The following is a 17,640-nucleotide window of genomic DNA, read 5'->3' on the forward strand; positions in this document are numbered from 1 at the left end:
GTCTTGCACCGCGCGGTCAGGGGGTTCACTCTGCGCCGGCCAAACGGTTCGTGAGACCGGAACTCCGGGGGAAAACATGCGACTCATTGCGATGATTGCCGCGCTGGCAGCCTTGACGGCGCCGGCCCTGGCCCAGGATTATTCCAACTATTCCGAGGACGCGCTGCGCGCCGAGCTGGCGCGGATCGCGACGGCCGAGACGAAAGTCCTCGTGCCGATGCGCGACGGGATCGGCCTGTCGACGGACATCTACCGCCCGCGCGAGGCCGATGGGGACGTGCCGGTGATCTTCTGGCGCACCCCCTATAATTTCAACACCCTGTCCGGCAGCCGCCTGCGCATGGCCGTGGAAGCGGTCAATCGCGGCTATGCCTTCGTGATCCAGAACGAGCGCGGCCGCTATTTCTCCGAGGGCGAGTTCGAGATTCTCGGCTATCCGCGCACCGACGGCTATGACGCGCTCGACTGGCTGGCCGCGCAGGACTGGTCGAACGGACGGGTCGGCACCTGGGGCTGTTCGTCCTCGGCGGAGTGGCAGCTGGCGCTGGCGGCGATGGACCACCCGGCGCATGCCGCGATGGTGCCGATGGCCTCCGGCGCGGGCATCGGCCGGGTCGGCGAGTTTCACGAACAGGGCAACTGGTATACCGGCGGCGTGCCGCGCAATCTCTTCTTTGTCTGGCTCTACAATGTCGACAATCCGCTGCGCGCGCAGATCCCGGCCGGTCTCGACCCGCAGATGCGCAGCCGCATCGCGCAGTACAATGATCTGGCGACCGACAAGCCGGATGTCGACTGGGCCAGCCATATCTCCTTCCTGCCGGTCTCCGAACTGCTGTCCACGCTGGGCGAGCCGCCGGCGACCTTCGAGGAATTCATCGTCCGCGGTCCGGCCGATGAGGGCTGGTATGAGGGCGGCCTCTATCATGACAATGAGGATTGGGGCGTGCCCGCGCTCTGGTTCAATTCCTGGTATGATGTGTCGATCGGCCCGAACATGGCGCTCTACAACCATGTCCGGCAGAGCGCCTCCGACCGCGAGGTGCGCGACAACCAGTATGTCGTCGCCGGGCCCAATGTGCACTGCAACTTCTTCAATTACGGCCCGGATACCGTCGTCGGCGAGCGCAATATCGGCGACACCAGCTTCGACACGACGGGGCTGATCTTTGCCTGGTTCGACCGCTGGCTGAAGGGCGAGCGCAATGCCTGGGACCGCGACACGCCGCGCGTGCAGTACTACGCGATGGGTGCCAATGAGTGGCGCGGCGCGGAGGAATGGCCGCCGGCCGAAGCCGAACCGGTGCGGCTCTATCTGCATTCCGGCGGCGATGCCAACAGCCGCTATGGCGACGGCCGTCTGAGCTTCGAGGCGCCGGACGGCGAGCAGCCCGCCGATACCTATGTCTACGATCCCATGGTACCCGTGCAGACCATTGGCGGCGGCGATTGCTGCAATGGCGGTATCGTGCATCCCGGCGCGCGCGACCAGCGGCCGGTCCAGGTGCGCGACGACGTGCTGGTCTACACCTCCGACGTGCTCACCGAACCGCTGGACGTGACCGGCTTCATCGATGCCGTGCTCTATGTCTCCTCGGACGCGCCGGATACCGACTTTGCCGTCAAGCTGGTCGATGTCGCGCCGGACGGCACGGCCTGGATCGTCGACGACACCATCCTGCGGGCGCGTTATCGCAATGGCTATGATGCGCCGGAAATGATGGAGGCGGGCGAGGTTTACGAACTGGATTTCACGCCGATGACGTCGAGCATCGTCTTCCAGCCGGGCCATCGCATCCAGGTCGAGATCACCTCGTCCAACTTCCCGAAATTCGTGCGCAACCTGAATACGGGCGGGAATAATTACGACGAGAGCGAGGGGCGTGTGGCGACGAATTCGGTGCACCATTCGTCCGGGCGCGCCTCCTATATCGAACTGCCGGTCGTGCGCTCGCGATAGGGACGTGAATGTCGGTCCTGCCCCATCAAGGGGCTGGACGGGCGCGTGCGTGAGATCGCCGCATCCCGGCCGGGCGGATTGACCCGCCCGCAAAAACAGGGTGCGATAACACCGACTTGGAACAGGAGACCGAGATGGGTCTGACACGTGTTGTGATGCGGCTGGGCCGCAATCCTGACGCCGGCTATCCCGATGGCGACGAGCAGCATGGTTATGTGATCGTCGCGCCGCTCGACAAGGACGGCAAGCTGGACCTCGAATTGTGGCGCGCCCACAAGGAAAAATGCACCGTCGACCGCTTCTCGCCCGATCCGGACGAGAAGGCCGATGGCTGGCTCTCCCATCGCGGTTCGCACTGGTATTTCCGCTATGACGAGGAAGACGAGGGTCCGGACGAGCCGGTCTTCCGCCTCGGCGACCACACCATGCGCGTCGGCGATTATCTCACCATCCACGAAGCCGATGGCGACGACCTGACCTACCGCATCACGGAGGCGGTCGCGGTCTGACCGGATCCGCTTTCGCTAGTCCTTGGCCGCCCGCTGCGTGTCAGCGGGCGGTTTTATTTTGTCGATCAGCCGCCGGCCGGCTTTCAGGAGCGGCATCTCGACGGCGATATGGGTCAGCCAGCCCAGGGCGATGCAGGCGGCCAGGGCGAGAAGGTAGAAGAGCGGGCTCCACAGGCTCTCGGGCAGGACGCGCGCCAGCGCGCTGATCGCCAGCAGATGGCCCAGATAGATCGCATAGGACCAGTCGCCAATGCGCGCGGCGAGAGCGGGCAGGTGCGGCTTCCAGGCCAGCCAGGCCGCGGTGATGCCGATGGCGAAGGGGGCAAAGACCGGCACGCGCAGGGCGGCGGCGTCGATGGCCTCCAGCCCGCCGCCATGGGTCCAGATCAGTCCGCCGATCGCGCCGGCCAGCGCGACGACCGCGAGCGGCCAGCGCCAGGCCGGCAGCCGGTTGCGCAGCACCGAGAGGCCAATGCCGGACAGGAAAAGCAGGTTGAACGGGCTGAAGGCGACGCTCAGCCAGGGCGAGACATCCCGCGGCATGAGGGCAGTCGCGGCAATCGTTGCCGCTGCCCACAGCCCGGCCGCACCGGTGCGCCAGACGGGCGGCAGGGCCAGCGCCAGTCCGAACAGGGCATAGAAATAGAGCTCGTGCGTCAGCGTCCAGCCGACCAGCAGGACGGGCAGGTCGTGATGCGGGATCAGGGTCAGCGAGGCGATGAGGTCGAGCTCGGCAAAGGAGCGCGTCAGGCTGCCGGCGAAGACGAGATAGCCCGCGAGCGTCAGCCCGGTGAAGATCCAGTAGAGCGGGAAGATCCGGTTCAGGCGCTTGAGGAAATAGCGCACATCCAGCCCGCGACGGTCGCGGTAGAGATGGTGGATGATGAAGCCGGACAGGACGAAGAAGACGTCGACGCCGGCAAAGCCGAAATAGGCCGTCTGGTCGAGCAGCGTGGTGGTGAGGAAGCGCGCATCGGCCTGGTGGATATGGGCGAGCACGACGAGCAGGACCGCGACCATGCGCAGGTGCTGAATCTCGACGATGGTCGTGTGCCGCCCGTGTTCCTGCATGATCGCGGCGCCGGCTATTCGCCGGCCGGATCGTTCGCGACGAGGGCGATATGGCGGCGGTCCGGGCTGACGGCGAGACGGGTGACCCCGTCGATATCGTGCACGGCCAGATCGGCGACCGAGTGCCAGGGTGCATCCAGCGTGCGCGTCATCAGCACATTCTCATCGACCGCAAAGAAACCGTCCGTGCCGTCCGGCAGGGTGAAGACGGCATAGTCCTGGGTCTCGCCGGGCAGGTCGAAACGGTGCTCCGGCGCGGTGCCGTCGAAGCCGGTTTCAAAGACGGCAAAGCCGCCATCCTCGCGCGGCATCGTGAAATAGACGCTGTCATGATCCGGCGCCGCATAGAGCGCGCGGCCGATGCCTTCGGCGGCGGTGACGATCTGCGTATCCTCGAACCGGCCGAAGACTTTCAGCGGGAAGCCCTCGTCGAGGCTGAACACGGCCAGCCGGGTCATGTCGGCATTGAAGGCGTAATAGCCGTTCGGGCCGACATCGGAGGCCGGGCGGGCATTGCCGCCATCCGGTGCGTCCAGCCAGACCTCGCCGCCATACCCGCCGGGCGCCTGGTAGATATAGGACAGCGCGCCGCCGGCCGGGGTCGGCCGCGGGGAGTATTCCCCGGCATCGGGCGTGTCGGTGATCTGCGTGCGCACCGAACAGTCCAGGCTGCAGCGCCAGATATCGGTGTGCTCGCTGTCGCCGGAGGTGAAGTAGAAGCCGGTACCGTCTTCGGTGAAAGCCGGCTGGTTGTCATAGCCGGGCCGGGCGGTGGCGTTGGTCAGCGCGCCGATGGCCGGGATATTGCCGACCCAGCTGAGCGGCGCGATATAGATGTCGACACCGGGCAGGCCGGCGGCTTCGGCCTCAGCGTCCGCCTGCGCGGTCTCCTCGCTTGCCTGCTGCGCGGTTTCGGGCGCGGTTTCCGGTTCGGGCGCGGGGTCGGAACAGGCGGCGATCAGGCTCAGACCGGCCAGTGCGGCCAGGGTGTGTATCGGGCGCATCAGCGTTTCCTCACGGCAGCCGCGCCGACACCGTAACCGGCACCAAAGGCGCACATCACGCCGGTCTCGCCGGCTTTCATATCGTCGGAATGCATCCGGAAATTCATCACGACGGACGAGGACGAGGTATTGCCGTACTCGGTCAGGATGGCCGGCGCATTCTCCTCGGTCCGGTCGCGGCCGAGAATGCGTTTGGCGATCATGTCGACCATGCGGATATTGGCCTGGTGCAGCCAGGTGCGGCGCACATCCTCCGGCGCCAGACCGATATCGTCCATCATCGAGCGCGCGACCGTGGGCGCAAAGCCGACCACATCCTTGAAGACGCGGTGGCCGTCCTGGTCGAGATGCGGTTCATAGTCCGGATCGACCTGGCGTTCGGCAATGTTGATGAAGCCGAAATCCGAGCGCAGCGCCGAGGACCACTTGTTCTGCGCATGGGTGCCCAGCACGTCCCAGCCGCCCGGCCGTCCGTCATCGGCCTCGACGATCATCGCCGCCGAGGCGTCGCCGAAGATGAAGTGGACCTCGCGGCGCGAATGCACATTGATGCATGTCATCAGCTCCGGCGAGCAGATCAGCAGGCGTTTCGCCTGGCCCGAGCGGATCATGCCATTGGCGATGTGCAGCCCGTAGAGCGCCGAGGCACAGGCCATGGTCAGGTCGAAGGAGAAGCCGTCCGAGCCGATGATGTTCTGGATCTCGCAGGAAACGCCGGGGAAATTGCGCTGCTGGGCCGAGGAGGCGACGATCACGCCGTCAATGTCCGACCCGTCATAGCCGGCCGCCTCGAGCGCGGGCGTCACCGACTTCATGGCGAACTCGGCCTGCACCGAGACCTCCTCGATCGGGCGCGGCGGGATTTGCGGCACCATGCGGTCGATATCCAGAATGCCGGACTTCTCGTAGACATGCCGCCGCTGGATGCCCGAAGCGTTGACGATGAATTCGGTGCTGGACAGGGGGACAGGCTCGATCTCGCCAGCCGCAATGGCTGCGGCGTGTTCCGCGTTGAACCGCCCGGCATAGGCATTATAGCTCGCGACGAGCTCGTCATTGTCGATGACACTGGGAGGGGCCCAGTAACCGGTCGCCCGGATGACGCTGTCTGTCACGGTTCCCGACTCTTTCTTCCCGACTTTTCGCCAGCGTAAAGCATGCCCGCCCCCGATCAATCCATGCGCGCATTGCCGGGCCCGGGCTGCCGCCCGAAAAACGGGCAAACCTGCCCGATTGTGCAGCGCACACGGCGCAAAACCGCGAAATTCTTGCGGCGAAGTCGACTCCCGGAAAATCCGGCGCCTAGCTTTTGACGAGATAGCAAGAAGCAAACAAGCGCTCGCCGGAGGCCCCGCATGGACACTGGAAACAATGCCTGGATCCTGACCTCGACTGCCCTGGTCCTGTTCATGACCTTGCCGGGGCTGGCCCTCTTCTATGCCGGCATGGTGCGCCGCAAGAATGTACTCTCCACGCTGATGCAGAGTGTCGGTGCTGCCGCCATCGTTACCGTGCTGTGGGCGCTGATCGCCTATTCGCTCGCCTTCTCGGACGGCGGCGCGCTGAATGCCTTTGTCGGCGGGCTGGGCCGGATCGGCATGGCGGGGATCGCTCCGGACACCATGTCCGGCGACCTGCCGGAAAACCTCTTCCTGATGTTCCAGCTGACCTTCGCCATCATCACCGTTGCGATCATCGCGGGTGCGGCGGTCGAGCGGATCAAATTCTCCGCCTTCATGGTGTTCTCGGCCGTCTGGGTGGTGCTGGTCTATGCACCGATCTGCCACTGGGTATGGGGCGGCGGCTTCCTGGGCGAGGCGGGCGTGCTCGACTTTGCCGGCGGTGCCGTGGTGCACATCAATGCCGGTGTGGCCGGCCTGGTGCTCGCGAAATTCGTCGGTCCGCGCAAGGGCTATCCCGGATCGAACCTGGCGCCGGACAATCTGGTGCTGACGGTTGCCGGTGCCGGCATTCTCTGGGTCGGCTGGTTCGGTTTCAACGGCGGCTCCGCGCTGGCGGCTGACGGCGCGGCCGCGCACGCCCTGGTCACCACCCAGCTGGCGACCGCGACCGCCGTGCTGGTGTGGATGGGGCTGGAATGGATCCTGCGCGGCAAGGCCAGCGTGCTCGGCGCCGCCTCCGGTGCCGTGGCCGGCCTGGTCGCGATCACCCCGGCCGCAGGCTTCGTGCCGGCCTGGGCGGCTTTCTTTGTCGGTGCCGGCGGCGCCTTTGCGGCCTATTGGGGCGTCACCGCGCTGAAGAAGGCGCTGAAGATCGACGACGCGCTCGATGCGTTCGGCCTGCACGGTGTGGGCGGCCTGGTGGGCGCTATCCTGACGGGTGTCTTCGCCAGCGAAGCGATCGGCGGCGCGCCGGGCGCCATCGAGGGCAATCTGCTGCAGATCTGGACCCAGACCTGGGGGGCGCTCGCCGCGGCGGTCTATTGCGGCGCCGTGACCTTCGCCATCCTGTTTGTTCTCTCGAAGCTGATGCCCCTGCGCGTCGACGAGGAATCCGAAGTCTCCGGTCTCGATACCAGCCTCCACGGCGAGTCCGTCGGCGGCTGACACCGGCTCATGGTTCGGCCGGTTGGGGGCCGGAACGGGGGTGAGCGCTGTAAGGGGTTGCGGCGCTTACCCCCGACCCGTTTTGAACCGTTTCGCGTCCAGGCCATGTCCTCCCCGGCCTCGAGACGTCAGACTGACCCGGTTCGCTGCGGCGGACCGGGTCTTTTTTGCCCGGGCCGCGGGAAGAGGATCAGGGCGCAGGACATCCCTCGGGCGTGCATGCCATCGCAGGATCGCTCCCGTCCGGTGCGGGGCCGGGATCGCCCTCGGCGAGGAGCGCGCCGATCGCGGCACCGAGTGCGAGATCGGTGACCGCGCCGAAACTGTGCCGCCGTATGCGGCCCTGACGGTCGATCAATATCGTTGTCGGCGTGCCCTGCATGGCATAGGCGGCCATGGTGCGGGGCAGGCCGCCCCCATCTCCGGCCGCATCCATCGCGACGGGAAAGGCGATCCGGTATTCGTGCAGGAAGGCGGCCAGGGCCTCGCGGCTGCCCTGGGCCTGATGATGTTCGAACACGCTGTGCAGGCCGATCACGGCGACGCCGTGCGCGGTGAAATGCTCGGCGACGCGCCGGGCCTGGGGCAGGGCATGCGAGACACAGCCCGGGCACAGCATCTGGAAGGCCTCCAGCAGCACGATCCGGCCGCGAAGGTCTGCCAGGCTCGTCGGCTCCGCAGTGTTCAGCCAGCCGGAGACGGTGAGTTCGGGGGCGGGTTTCAGCTTCATCTCGGTATCCTCGGGATGGATGCCCGCCAGCGGCCGCGCCGGCGGGCATCCGTTTGTCAGGCGGCCTGGCGGGGTTTGACGCGGGGGAAGTCGACCTCGACGCCGAACACGACATTCACGTAATTGGTGAAGAGGTTGAGCGCGACATGGGCGACGATCTCGACGATTTCCTCATCGTCGAACCCGGCCGCACGCAGCCGCTCGACGGCACCGGCGCCGACATGGCCGCGCTGTTCGACGACGGCGAGCGCGAAGTCGAGGGCGGCCTGGGTGCGCGGATCGGCGGCCTTGCCGGTGCGGGCGGCCTCCATCGCGGCGGGCGTTTCGCCGGCCTTGGTGCCCAGCACGGTGTGGGCAGAGAGGCAGTATTCGCAATCATTCCGGTTGGCGATCGCCACGGCGATCTTCTCGCCCAGCGCAGCATCGATGCGTCCGCCGCCCAGCGCCTGGAAGCTGCCGAGCATGGATTTCAGCGCGGCGGGCGAGTGGGCGACGGTGCCGAACATGTTGATGACGGCGCCGAACTGGCCCTTCACGGCGTCCATCAGCTGCTTGCGTTCGCCCGACGCGTCGGCGTGCGGGAAGGGGGTGAGATGGGGCATTGGGTGTCCTTTCGCTCAAAAAGTATCGACTCGATACATTTAAAAGCTAGGGATCGCATCCGGGGTTTGCAAGACCTGTTTTGACTCGATACGTTCAGGCATGTCCGGACACTCACCGACCACGCATCTGCTCGAACGCCTGTCCCGCCTCATCCAGAACGAGGCGCATGCTCACGGGCTGAAACCGGTGCAATGGGAAATCCTGCGCTTCCTGCGGCTGGCCAACCGGTTTTCCCGCACACCTTCGGCCGTGACCGCCTATCTCAACCTGACGAAGGGCACGGTGTCGCAATCGCTCAATGCGCTGGAGACCAAGCAGCTCGTGACGAAGGAGCCGGTCGCCGGCGACCGGCGGCGCCTGACGCTGGCACTGACGGTGGCAGGACGGGAGATGCTGGCCGGCGATCCGATGGACGCGCTGGATGCCGCGGTGCGCAGCGTGGAGGCGGCGCGCGGCGAGGATATGTCCGGCGGATTGCGGGCGGTGCTGTCAGACCTTCTGCGCCGGCGCGGCGGGCGGGCCTTCGGCGTGTGCCGGACCTGCCGCCATTACCGGCCGGAGCCGGGCGCGGCAGGCCGGGCGCGATGCGCCCTGTTGAACGAAGCGCTGGGACCTGCCGACAGCGAGGCGATCTGCGTCGAGCATGACGGCTAGGGACACAAGCCTGACGGTGGTGCCGGCAACCGGTGCCTGCTAGGTCAGGTAAAGACAAACGGGGGGACATCGAATGTGGCGTTATCTGGCGATCCTGGGTCTGCTGTGTCTGACGGCAGCGGCCCTGTCACAAGACGATCCGCAATCCGGCGGGATCGAGACCTTTCTCGACCGGGCGGCGCCGGCAGCGGCAGCGCCGGGGCTGGCCTATGCGCTTCTCGAGAATGGCGAAGTGCAGCTGGGCGAACGGGGTGAGCGCGTGGCGGGCAGTGGCCTGCCGGTCACCGAAGACACGCCCTTCGCGCTCGGCTCGATCTCGAAGAGTTTCACGGCGCTCGCCATCCTGCAGCAGGTCGAAGCGGGCCGGATCGAGCTCGATCATGGCATTGGCGACTATCTGGATGTGTTCGACGGCCAGCCCGGCGGGGCGATCACGATCCGCCAGCTGCTGAGCCATACCAGCGGCTATTCCACACTGCAGGGCAACCAGTCCCATACCGACGGGGCCGGCGAGACTGACGGGCTGGCCAACCGGGTCCGGCAGCTGGCGATGATCGCGCCGGCCAGCGAGGCCGGCAGCCAGTGGCAGTACTCCAATGCCAATTATCTCATTCTGGGCAGGCTGATCGAGACGGTCAGCGGTCTGGAATACGGCGACTATATCGAGACGCGGATCCTTGAGCCGCTGGGGATGGAGGACAGTTTCGTCGCCGATGGCGAGGTGCATGAGGCCATGGCGATCGGCCATACACCCTGGTTCGGCGGCCGGCGCCCGGTCGCCGATCGCCGGACCGTGCGCGGCATGGCGCCAGCGGGTGGTGTGATGGCCAGCGCTGCCGACATGGCCCGCTATCTGGCGATGATGATGAATGGCGAGGACGATCTGATCCGCGCGGACCACAAGGCCCTGATGCTGAGCCCGGCCAGTGCCGCCTCACCGCATTACGGCTTCGGCTGGTTTCTCGATGCCGAGGCCGATGCGGCCTACCACACAGGACTGACCCCCGGGGTCGAAACCATCGCTGTCCTGTCCCGCTCGGAGCCCAGAGGCGGGGTGGTTCTGGTCAATGCCAACAGCGGCATGGGGTTTGGCGTGACCGGAGACATTCTTGCGGGCGTTGCGGCGCTTGCACTCGGGGACGCGCCGCAAAACGGCGGCAATCATCTGGGGGCGAAGAGCCTTTATATCATGCTGCTGGTGCTGCCCGCTCTCTTCCTGGCCGGCATCGCGACGGCGTGGGTGAGACGGGACGGCCTGCGGGCGAAGTCGGGTGCTTTCGGCGCTTTCAGCCTTTTCTTCCCCCTGGTCGCGACCCTGGCGATGGCCTGGGTGTTTGTGGACCTGATCCCCAGACTCTTCGGCGTTCCGCTTGCGACGTTCAATCTCTACCAGCCGGACATGACGATCCTGCTGATCGCCGGTTCGGTGTGCGGCGTGGGTTTCGCGGTCTTCAGGCTGGCGGTGGCCTATAGCGGCCGCAGATAGGCCGCTGAGTTACCGGTTCAGAGCTTCTCGACAAACACCGTGCCGGCGGAATAGCCCGCGCCGAAGGAGCAGATCAGGCCCTTTTCGCCGGTCTCGAACCCGTCATTGTGACGGTGGAAGGCGACCAGCGAGCCGGCCCCGGCCGTGTTGGCGAACTCGTCGAGGATGACCGGTGCTTCGTCCGGCTCGAAATCGCGGCCGAATACTTTCCTGGCGACCAGCATGTTCATGTTGATATTGGCCTGGTGCAGCCAGAGGCGTTTCATCTGGTCGGGCTTGAGACCGAAGCTCGCCATGTCGTTGAGGATCATCTCGGCGACCATGGGACAGACTTCCTTGAAGACCTTGCGGCCTTCCTGGACGAAATAGCGGTCGTCGAAATCCGGTTCCGGATCCTCGGAGGCGTTGAGGAAGCCGAAATTCGAACGGATATTGTTCGAGAACTTCGTCATCATGTTGCGGCCGACCACACGCCAGCCCTGGCCGCCGGCGGCATCCTCGTGCTCGATCAGCACCGCCACGGCGACATCGCCGAAGATGAAATGGCTGTCGCGGTCGCGGAAATTGAGCTGCGGCGTGGTGATTTCCGGCACGATGACCAGCACGGACTTCGCCATGCCGGTATCGATCATGTTGATCGCATTGATCATGCCGAACGTGCCGGAGGAACACGCCACCGTCATGTCAAAGCCGAAGCCTTCGATGCCCAGCGCGTCCTGCATCTCGATCGCCATGCACGGATAGGTGCGCTGCATCGAGGTGCCCGAACAGATCACCGCGTCGACATCCCTGGGGTCGCGGCCGGCGCGGGCCAGCGCGTCGCGGGCGGCGGCAACGCCGGCTTCCGCGGTCAGGGCGAGCTCGTCATTGGCGCGCGGCTTCACCCGCGGGCGCATGCGATCGACATCGAGCACGCCGGCCTTGTCGATCGTGTAGCGCGACTTGATGCCGGAGGCCTTCTCGATGAAGCCGGAGGAGGAGGGGTTCTTCGCCTCGACCGAACCGCGCGCAATGGCGTCGGCATTCTCGGCATTGAAGCGTTCGACATAGGCGTTGAAGCAGGCGACGAGTTCATCGTTGGAAACGGACTCGTCGGGGGTCCAAAGACCGGTGGACCGGATAACCGCGCTCATTCACATCACTCCGGGACGTACGCAAGAGGCGCGAAACTAGTCCGGCAATCCCGCGGCGTCACCCTTCTAGCGCGGTTGTCCGGTCCGGCAGGCGTCAGAAGCGCCAGCTCAGGCCCAGGGCGACCAGGTCCGCGGCGTTCTCGTCATAGACCCCGGCCAGCGTGTCACCGCCCGATCCGGTCTCGTCGATCTGCGCATCCTCGAAGAAGATGTGCTGGTAGCCGGCGTCCAGCGTGATGTTCTCGCGCGGGGTCCAGGAAGCACCCAGCGCAGCGACGGTGCGGTCGGCATCGGGCACGCGCGGTGAGCGGAAGTCCGGATCGGTCGGCGTTTCCTCGACGGCAACACCGCCGCGCACGGTCCAGGCCGTGTTCACGGCGTATTCGGCACCGGCGGAATAGCGGATCGTGTTGTCGTAATTGAGGGTTTCCACCGTGTCCGGCTGGGCCGGATTGTCGAAGTCGACGGAAATCCCGTCAAACCGCTCCCATTGCGACCAGCTGACATCGCCGGTCAGGGCGAGGCGTTCGGTGGCCTGGTGGTGCACGCTGACCGAAAAGCGGGCCGGCAGGTTCAGCGGTGCGAAAGCCTGGCTGTCGGTGAAGGCGGGATCGAGCAGGGCGCCCATCGCGGCGGGGGCGGAGAATTGCGCATCGCCCTCGATGCCGTGATCGATACCCGAACGGTAGGCGAGACCCAGCCGGGTCGCATCGCTCAGCGTGATCAGCGCACCCAGATTATAGCCCAGCGTCCAGTCGTCGCCGTCCAGCTTGACGAAGCCGTCGGCCTGCTGCGGCAGCGCGCCGATGGCGGAACACGTGCCCGGCGCGGCCGGTTCGATCTGGCCCAGGCACAGGGATCCGAAATCGATCGCATTGGTCAGTTTCACGCTGGCATATTGCGCGCTCACGCCGAGACCCAGCGACAGCCAGTCATTCACGACGAAGCCGAGCGAGGGGTTGATGTCGATCACCGTCAGCTCGGATTCCAGCGTCTGGTAGCGGCCGCTCCAGCCATTGTCATAGTCGGTCGTCAGGCCGAAGGGCGCGGTCAGGCCGATGCCGAACCAGAATCGCCCGTCGCCGACCGGCTGGGCGTAGTAGGCATTGGGGATGATGGCATCGTTGAACAGATCGCCGCCATTGCCGCCGCTCAGCGGGGCGCCGGTGGCATCGGTCGAGCCGGTATCGGTGAACTCGCCGCGGCCCAGAATGCCGTGCAGGCCGGCATTGAGCTGGCGGCCGTCCAGCTGTGGCAGGGCGGCGGGATTGGAAAAGACGGTCGAGGCGTCGGCGGCGTAGGCGGCATTGCCCGAATTGGCGAGGCCGAGATCGCGCACGCTGTATTCCTGGATGCGGAAACCCTCGGCGTGGGCGGCTGTGCCGGACAGGGCGATCAGGATGGCGGTCGCGGAGACGCGCCAGCCGGCGGGGGGAAGAGACGGAAACATGACATACTCCTTGCGCCCTCCCCGGTGACCCAACGGGATGCGACGTCGTTTCGTTCCCTCCGCGTTTCAAGAGGTTTGCTGCGCAGCAAAATCTGCTCTTCGCAGCTGCGTGCGCCTTTGACCTCCCGGTCCCGGAGTGCGAAAGACAGGTCTGCAATCGGTCTGGAAAACCCCGGGAGAGCCCCATGAAAACGCGTGCCGCTGTCGCCTTCGAAGCCGGAAGACCGCTCGAGATCGTCGAGGTCGACCTGGAAGGCCCCAAGGCCGGTGAAGTGCTCGTCGAGATCAAGGCGACGGGGATCTGCCATACGGACGAGTTCACCCGCTCCGGCGCCGACCCGGAGGGCGCCTTCCCGGCGATCCTGGGCCATGAGGGCGCGGGCGTGGTGGTGGAGTGCGGTCCGGGCGTGACGGGGCTAAAGCCGGGCGATCACGTCATCCCGCTCTACACGCCGGAATGCCGGGAGTGCGAATACTGCCTCAATCCCAAGACGAACCTGTGCCAGTCGATCCGCTCGACCCAGGGCCAGGGCGTGATGCCGGACGGCACGTCGCGATTTTCCTACAAGGGCGAGAAAATCCTGCACTATATGGGCTGCTCGACCTTCTCCAACTACACCGTCCTGCCCGAGATCGCGCTGGCTAAGGTCCGCCCGGACGCGCCCTTCGACAAGATCTGCTATATCGGCTGCGGCGTGACGACGGGGATCGGCGCGGTGATGTTCACCGCCAAGGCCGAGCCCAATTGCACCGCGGTCGTCTTCGGTCTCGGCGGGATCGGTCTCAACGTCATCCAGGGTCTCAAGCTGATCGGCGCGCGCCAGATCGTCGGGGTCGACATGAACCCGGCCAAGGAAGCCATGGCGCGCCAGTTCGGCATGACGGATTTCGTCAATCCCAAGGATGTGAAAGGCGATCTCGTCGGCCATCTGGTGGAGCTGACCGGCGGCGGGGCCGACTACACGTTCGAATGCATCGGCAATGTCAATGTGATGCGCACGGCGCTGGAATGCAGCCACAAGGGCTGGGGCACCTCCATCGTCATCGGCGTGGCGCCGGCCGGCGCGGAAATCTCCACCCGTCCCTTCCAGCTGGTTACCGGCCGCAACTGGCGCGGCTCGGCCTTCGGCGGGGCGAGGGGCCGCACCGACGTGCCCAAAATCGTCGACATGTACATGGAAGGCCGCATCGATATCGACAGCCTGATCACCCACAAGCTCAAGCTGGAAGACATCAACAAGGGCTTCGACCTGATGCATGCCGGGGAGAGTATTCGCAGCGTGGTGGAGTATTGATCCACGCTTGGGCCTGGTCTGCGGATCTGCTATGATATCACTTTGATATCAGGAAGCGCGCCATGGGCCAGGTTATCATCCGCAGTCTCGACGATTCTGTCGTCGCCAACCTCAAGCGCATGGCGGCGCGTGAGGAAAAATCGCTGGAGCAATTCCTGCGGGAGGTGCTGTCGGAAACGGCCATGCGTGACAGGCAGGGCTTTTTCGAATTCGCGCGGAGCATGCGCGAGCGGTGCAAGCCCATCGATATCGACCCGACAGACCTGATCCGCGAGGACCGGGACCGGTGAAGCCGGCGGTATTCGATGCCAGCGTGGCCGTGAAAGTCTTCCTGCCGGTTGCCGGATCCGATGCTGCGGAGGCCGTCGCCAAAACCCATGCCATGGTGGCGCCGGAACTGGTTCTGGTAGAAAGCGCCAATGCGTTCTGGAAGTATGTCAACAAGGGGTTGGTGCCGCTCGAGGACTGTCTGACGGCGATCCGGAACCTGTCCGGTTTTGCCGATCTGCGGCCGGACCGGACGATCTTTCCCGAAGCCCTCGCGCTGGCGAGCCGGTTGCAGCATCCCGTCTATGACTGCGTGTATCTGGCCCTGGCGCTGCGCACGCAGTTCCCGCTCGTCTCGGTCGACCGCAAACTTCTCTCGCTGGCGCGCGACAGGCTTGGTATCGAGACCATCAACCCGTCCTGACCGCCCATCCCTTCATCCGAAAGGACATCGCCTTGACCCTCCAACCCGTTTCCAGCTGGACGTCTTTCGGCGGCACGTTGTCGGTCCACGATCATGACAGCGAGGCCTGCGGCTGCCCGATGCGGTTTGCCGTCTTCACGCCGCCCCGGGCCAAGGACGGGCCGGTTCCGGTGCTGTGGTATCTCTCCGGGCTGACCTGCAACTGGTCGAATGTGATGGAGAAATCCGGCCTGCAGCGCATGGCCGCCGAGCTGGGCCTGATGGTGGTGGCGCCGGACACCTCGCCGCGCGGCGAGGACGTGGCCGATGACGACGCCTATGATCTGGGCCAGGGGGCGGGCTTCTATATCGACGCCACGGAAATGCCCTGGGCGCCGCATTTCCGCATGCAGCAATACATCACCGAGGAATTGCCCGCCCTGATCGGCTCGGCCTTTCCCGCCGACATGGAGCGCCAGGGGATTTTCGGGCATTCCATGGGCGGTCATGGCGCGCTCACCCTGCACTTCAAGCAGCGCGCCCGCTATCGCTCGGTCTCGGCCTTCTCGCCCATCGTGGCGCCGTCGAAAGTGCCGTGGGGGCGCAAGGCCTTCCAGGCCTATCTGGGCGATGAATGCCCGGCCTGGGGCGAGCACGATGCCTGCGAGCTGGTGAAGCGCCAGCCCTCGGACGCCCATATCCTGATCGACCAGGGCGAGGCCGACCAGTTCCTCGAGGAACAGCTGAAGCCTGAACTGTTCGAGGCGGCGTGCCGCGAGGCGGGCCAGTCACTCACCCTGCGCCGGCATCCCGGATACGACCATTCCTATTATTTCATCGCCAGCTTCATGGAAGACCATCTGCGCCATCACGCGAAGGCTTTGAAAGCGTAGGGCCCACGCACGCCCCCAATCCTTCCCCTTGATGGGGACTGAGGCGCCAAAGGACATGCCGGGGGCATGTTCGACGCAACGAAGGACCGCGCCGCAGGCGTGGTGGATGGGGTGGGAGCGAGATGCCTTCCATTTCGCTCTTCGAAAGCGCCACCGGGTTTCACCCCTTCCGACCCGAAGCTCCGCTTCGGCCCACCTTCCCCATCAAGGGGAAGGATGGGTGGAGTTCGAGGGCGCGGGCCAGCCGGATCAGTTGTCCTCGACGCGATGGCGCGGCCGGGTGCGCTGGAACGGGCTGTCGCCATTGTCGCAGATCCACTCGCCCGGCGCGGCCGCGTCCTGCGGTCCGGCCTGGCGGCAATCGCCGGCGCCCAGTTCGGAGGCCGAGGGCAGGTCCTCATTGCGGCCGCCTTCCAGATAGGCACAGCCGGTGAGGGCGAAACTGGCGGCAAGAAGGATGAGAAGACGGGTCACGGGGGCGGCTCCGGTTCATCGGATGAAGGAGCCGGAAAACTAGCGCCGCGCCGGCACGTCTGTCACGTGAAACCCGCGTCACACCGGCGGGCGGATGGCATGCCGGGGGCAGGACGGCCTGTCCTGACCCCGGCACACAGGATCAGCGCTGGCCGATCTCGGAGATCGACAGGGTGGCCGGAGCCATCTGGCCGCTGGAATAGGTCGCCACCCAGATCGCATAGCCGCCGCTGCCCGGACGGTTGATCGTGACCTGTGGGTTCAGACCCGGACCGGAATCGTCGTCGCACAGGAAACCGCCGCCGGGCAGGCCCACGATCAACGTGGTGTCTGTGTCGGAGGTCGCGGAAATGGTCAGCGGATACTGGCCGGCCGTGTAGTAGAGCACATAGGTACCGTCGCCCGTCGTCCAGCCGCGGCATTGCGTGCCCAGTTCGCGGGCGGATTCATACGTGCCGCCGGCGACGACATTGACCCGGTAGGGATCCGGCGTGAAACCCGCCTGCAGGTTGACCGAGCCGAACACGCCATTGACCCGGCCGCCGCCGCCTCCACCGCCGCTGCCCGACGTGCTGGCGCAGGCGCTGACCGCGAGGGCCAGCGCCGGGATGAGTGCAAGATGATGCGCCTTCATCACTACTGCCGTCCGATCTCGGAGACCGACAGCGTGGACTGGGCGAATTCGCCCTGGCGGTAGGAGCCGATCCAGACCGAGTAGCGGCCCGAGGTCGGATTGCCGATCGTCACCATCGGGTTGAGACCGTTGCCGCTGTCATCGTCGCAATACCAGTTGCCGTTCGGCGCCTGGATGATCAGCGTCGTGTCGGCGTTCGAGCTGGCCGAGAAGGTCAGGTTGAAGCTGCCGGCGGTGTAGTAGACGGCGAAGTCGACATTGTCGGCGACCCAGCCGGTGCAGTTGTTGAACAGGCTGCTGGCCGCGATCGAACCGCCGGACGTGACCGTCGTGCGATACGGGTCCGGCGTGAAGCCGGCGCGCAGATTGACCGAACCGAAAGTCTGGGCCGAGGCCGGCGCAGCAAGGCCGATGGCGGCGATCATGGCGAAGGTAGCAAGGCGTTTCATGGTGTCCCCTCCTTGGAGCGTTCAGGTCCCTCACAACGAAGGAAAGCCTAGGAGCGGG

19 protein-coding genes are annotated in these 17,640 nt (G+C 65.8%); 9 read left to right on the forward strand and 10 right to left on the reverse strand.

Annotated elements, in window-relative coordinates; genetic code table 11:
* Positions 1-76: 76 nt before the first annotated feature.
* Positions 77-1,960, forward strand: a complete 1,884-nt coding sequence (locus PKE71_RS04570) for a CocE/NonD family hydrolase (RefSeq protein WP_271185779.1) — start codon at positions 77-79, stop codon at positions 1,958-1,960.
* Between the two features lie 134 nt (positions 1,961-2,094).
* A complete protein-coding gene (locus PKE71_RS04575) occupies positions 2,095-2,469 on the forward strand; it encodes a TAXI family TRAP transporter solute-binding subunit (protein WP_271185780.1) in 375 nt (124 codons plus the stop codon).
* 15 nt (positions 2,470-2,484) lie between these two features.
* Here PKE71_RS04575 and PKE71_RS04580 read toward each other — a convergent pair whose 3' ends face one another.
* From PKE71_RS04580 to PKE71_RS04590, 3 genes are read right to left on the reverse strand one after another with little or no spacing between them, the layout of a single operon-like run.
* Positions 2,485-3,540, reverse strand: coding sequence for an acyltransferase family protein (locus PKE71_RS04580; RefSeq protein WP_271185781.1), 1,056 nt, complete (start codon positions 3,538-3,540; stop codon positions 2,485-2,487).
* A gap of 14 nt (positions 3,541-3,554) precedes the next feature.
* Complete coding sequence (locus PKE71_RS04585) at positions 3,555-4,544, reverse strand: TolB family protein (protein WP_271185782.1); 990 nt, start codon at positions 4,542-4,544, stop codon at positions 3,555-3,557.
* The gene (locus PKE71_RS04590) at positions 4,544-5,659 is read right to left on the reverse strand and encodes a beta-ketoacyl-ACP synthase III (protein ID WP_271185783.1); all 1,116 of its coding nucleotides are present in this window, start codon (positions 5,657-5,659) and stop codon (positions 4,544-4,546) included. Before PKE71_RS04590 ends, PKE71_RS04585 begins: the two co-directional genes overlap by 1 nt.
* Before the next feature lie 240 nt (positions 5,660-5,899).
* Between PKE71_RS04590 and PKE71_RS04595 the strand changes: the two genes are divergently transcribed.
* On the forward strand, positions 5,900-7,111 hold the full coding sequence (locus PKE71_RS04595) for an ammonium transporter (protein WP_271185784.1): 1,212 nt from the start codon (positions 5,900-5,902) through the stop codon (positions 7,109-7,111).
* A gap of 190 nt (positions 7,112-7,301) precedes the next feature.
* Here PKE71_RS04595 and PKE71_RS04600 read toward each other — a convergent pair whose 3' ends face one another.
* Complete coding sequence (locus PKE71_RS04600; RefSeq protein WP_271185785.1) at positions 7,302-7,841, reverse strand: peroxiredoxin family protein; 540 nt, start codon at positions 7,839-7,841, stop codon at positions 7,302-7,304.
* 56 nt (positions 7,842-7,897) lie between these two features.
* Entirely contained in the window at positions 7,898-8,443 is a 546-nt protein-coding gene (locus PKE71_RS04605; protein ID WP_271185786.1) for a carboxymuconolactone decarboxylase family protein, read from the reverse strand.
* 100 nt (positions 8,444-8,543) lie between these two features.
* On the opposite strand from PKE71_RS04605, the gene PKE71_RS04610 reads away from it, so the two are divergent.
* Complete coding sequence (locus PKE71_RS04610; protein ID WP_271185787.1) at positions 8,544-9,098, forward strand: MarR family winged helix-turn-helix transcriptional regulator; 555 nt, start codon at positions 8,544-8,546, stop codon at positions 9,096-9,098.
* Between the two features lie 73 nt (positions 9,099-9,171).
* On the forward strand, positions 9,172-10,584 hold the full coding sequence (locus PKE71_RS04615) for a serine hydrolase domain-containing protein (protein ID WP_271185788.1): 1,413 nt from the start codon (positions 9,172-9,174) through the stop codon (positions 10,582-10,584).
* 17 nt (positions 10,585-10,601) lie between these two features.
* On the opposite strand, the gene PKE71_RS04620 is transcribed toward PKE71_RS04615, so the two are convergent.
* Positions 10,602-11,717: a beta-ketoacyl-ACP synthase III gene (locus tag PKE71_RS04620; RefSeq protein ID WP_271185789.1), complete on the reverse strand. Its 1,116-nt coding sequence runs from the start codon at positions 11,715-11,717 to the stop codon at positions 10,602-10,604.
* A gap of 94 nt (positions 11,718-11,811) precedes the next feature.
* Positions 11,812-13,167, reverse strand: a complete 1,356-nt coding sequence (locus PKE71_RS04625) for an OmpP1/FadL family transporter (RefSeq protein WP_271185790.1) — start codon at positions 13,165-13,167, stop codon at positions 11,812-11,814.
* 185 nt (positions 13,168-13,352) lie between these two features.
* Between PKE71_RS04625 and PKE71_RS04630 the strand changes: the two genes are divergently transcribed.
* The 4 genes from PKE71_RS04630 (at position 13,353) to fghA (ending at position 16,025) form a co-directional block, all read left to right on the forward strand.
* Complete coding sequence (locus PKE71_RS04630; RefSeq protein WP_271185791.1) at positions 13,353-14,462, forward strand: S-(hydroxymethyl)glutathione dehydrogenase/class III alcohol dehydrogenase; 1,110 nt, start codon at positions 13,353-13,355, stop codon at positions 14,460-14,462.
* A gap of 62 nt (positions 14,463-14,524) precedes the next feature.
* On the forward strand, positions 14,525-14,752 hold the full coding sequence (locus PKE71_RS04635) for a FitA-like ribbon-helix-helix domain-containing protein (protein ID WP_271185792.1): 228 nt from the start codon (positions 14,525-14,527) through the stop codon (positions 14,750-14,752).
* Positions 14,749-15,153, forward strand: a complete 405-nt coding sequence (locus tag PKE71_RS04640; RefSeq protein ID WP_271185793.1) for a type II toxin-antitoxin system VapC family toxin — start codon at positions 14,749-14,751, stop codon at positions 15,151-15,153. The genes PKE71_RS04635 and PKE71_RS04640 overlap by 4 nt, the downstream gene beginning before the upstream one ends.
* Positions 15,154-15,185: 32 nt before the next feature.
* Positions 15,186-16,025, forward strand: coding sequence for an S-formylglutathione hydrolase (fghA, locus tag PKE71_RS04645; RefSeq protein WP_271185794.1), 840 nt, complete (start codon positions 15,186-15,188; stop codon positions 16,023-16,025).
* Positions 16,026-16,274: 249 nt separating this feature from the next.
* On the opposite strand, the gene PKE71_RS04650 is transcribed toward fghA, so the two are convergent.
* The 3 genes from PKE71_RS04650 to PKE71_RS04660 all read right to left on the reverse strand — a co-directional run bounded on the left by PKE71_RS04650 (position 16,275) and on the right by PKE71_RS04660 (position 17,582).
* Complete coding sequence (locus PKE71_RS04650) at positions 16,275-16,499, reverse strand: hypothetical protein (RefSeq protein WP_271185795.1); 225 nt, start codon at positions 16,497-16,499, stop codon at positions 16,275-16,277.
* A gap of 142 nt (positions 16,500-16,641) precedes the next feature.
* A complete protein-coding gene (locus tag PKE71_RS04655) occupies positions 16,642-17,133 on the reverse strand; it encodes a peptidase S1 (RefSeq protein ID WP_271185796.1) in 492 nt (163 codons plus the stop codon).
* A gap of 2 nt (positions 17,134-17,135) precedes the next feature.
* On the reverse strand, positions 17,136-17,582 hold the full coding sequence (locus tag PKE71_RS04660; protein WP_271185797.1) for a peptidase S1: 447 nt from the start codon (positions 17,580-17,582) through the stop codon (positions 17,136-17,138).
* Positions 17,583-17,640: the final 58 nt, after the last annotated feature.

It is taken from the genome of Maricaulis virginensis (genome assembly GCF_027922185.1).
In the GTDB taxonomy this organism is placed as follows: Bacteria; Pseudomonadota; Alphaproteobacteria; order Caulobacterales; family Maricaulaceae; genus Maricaulis; species Maricaulis virginensis.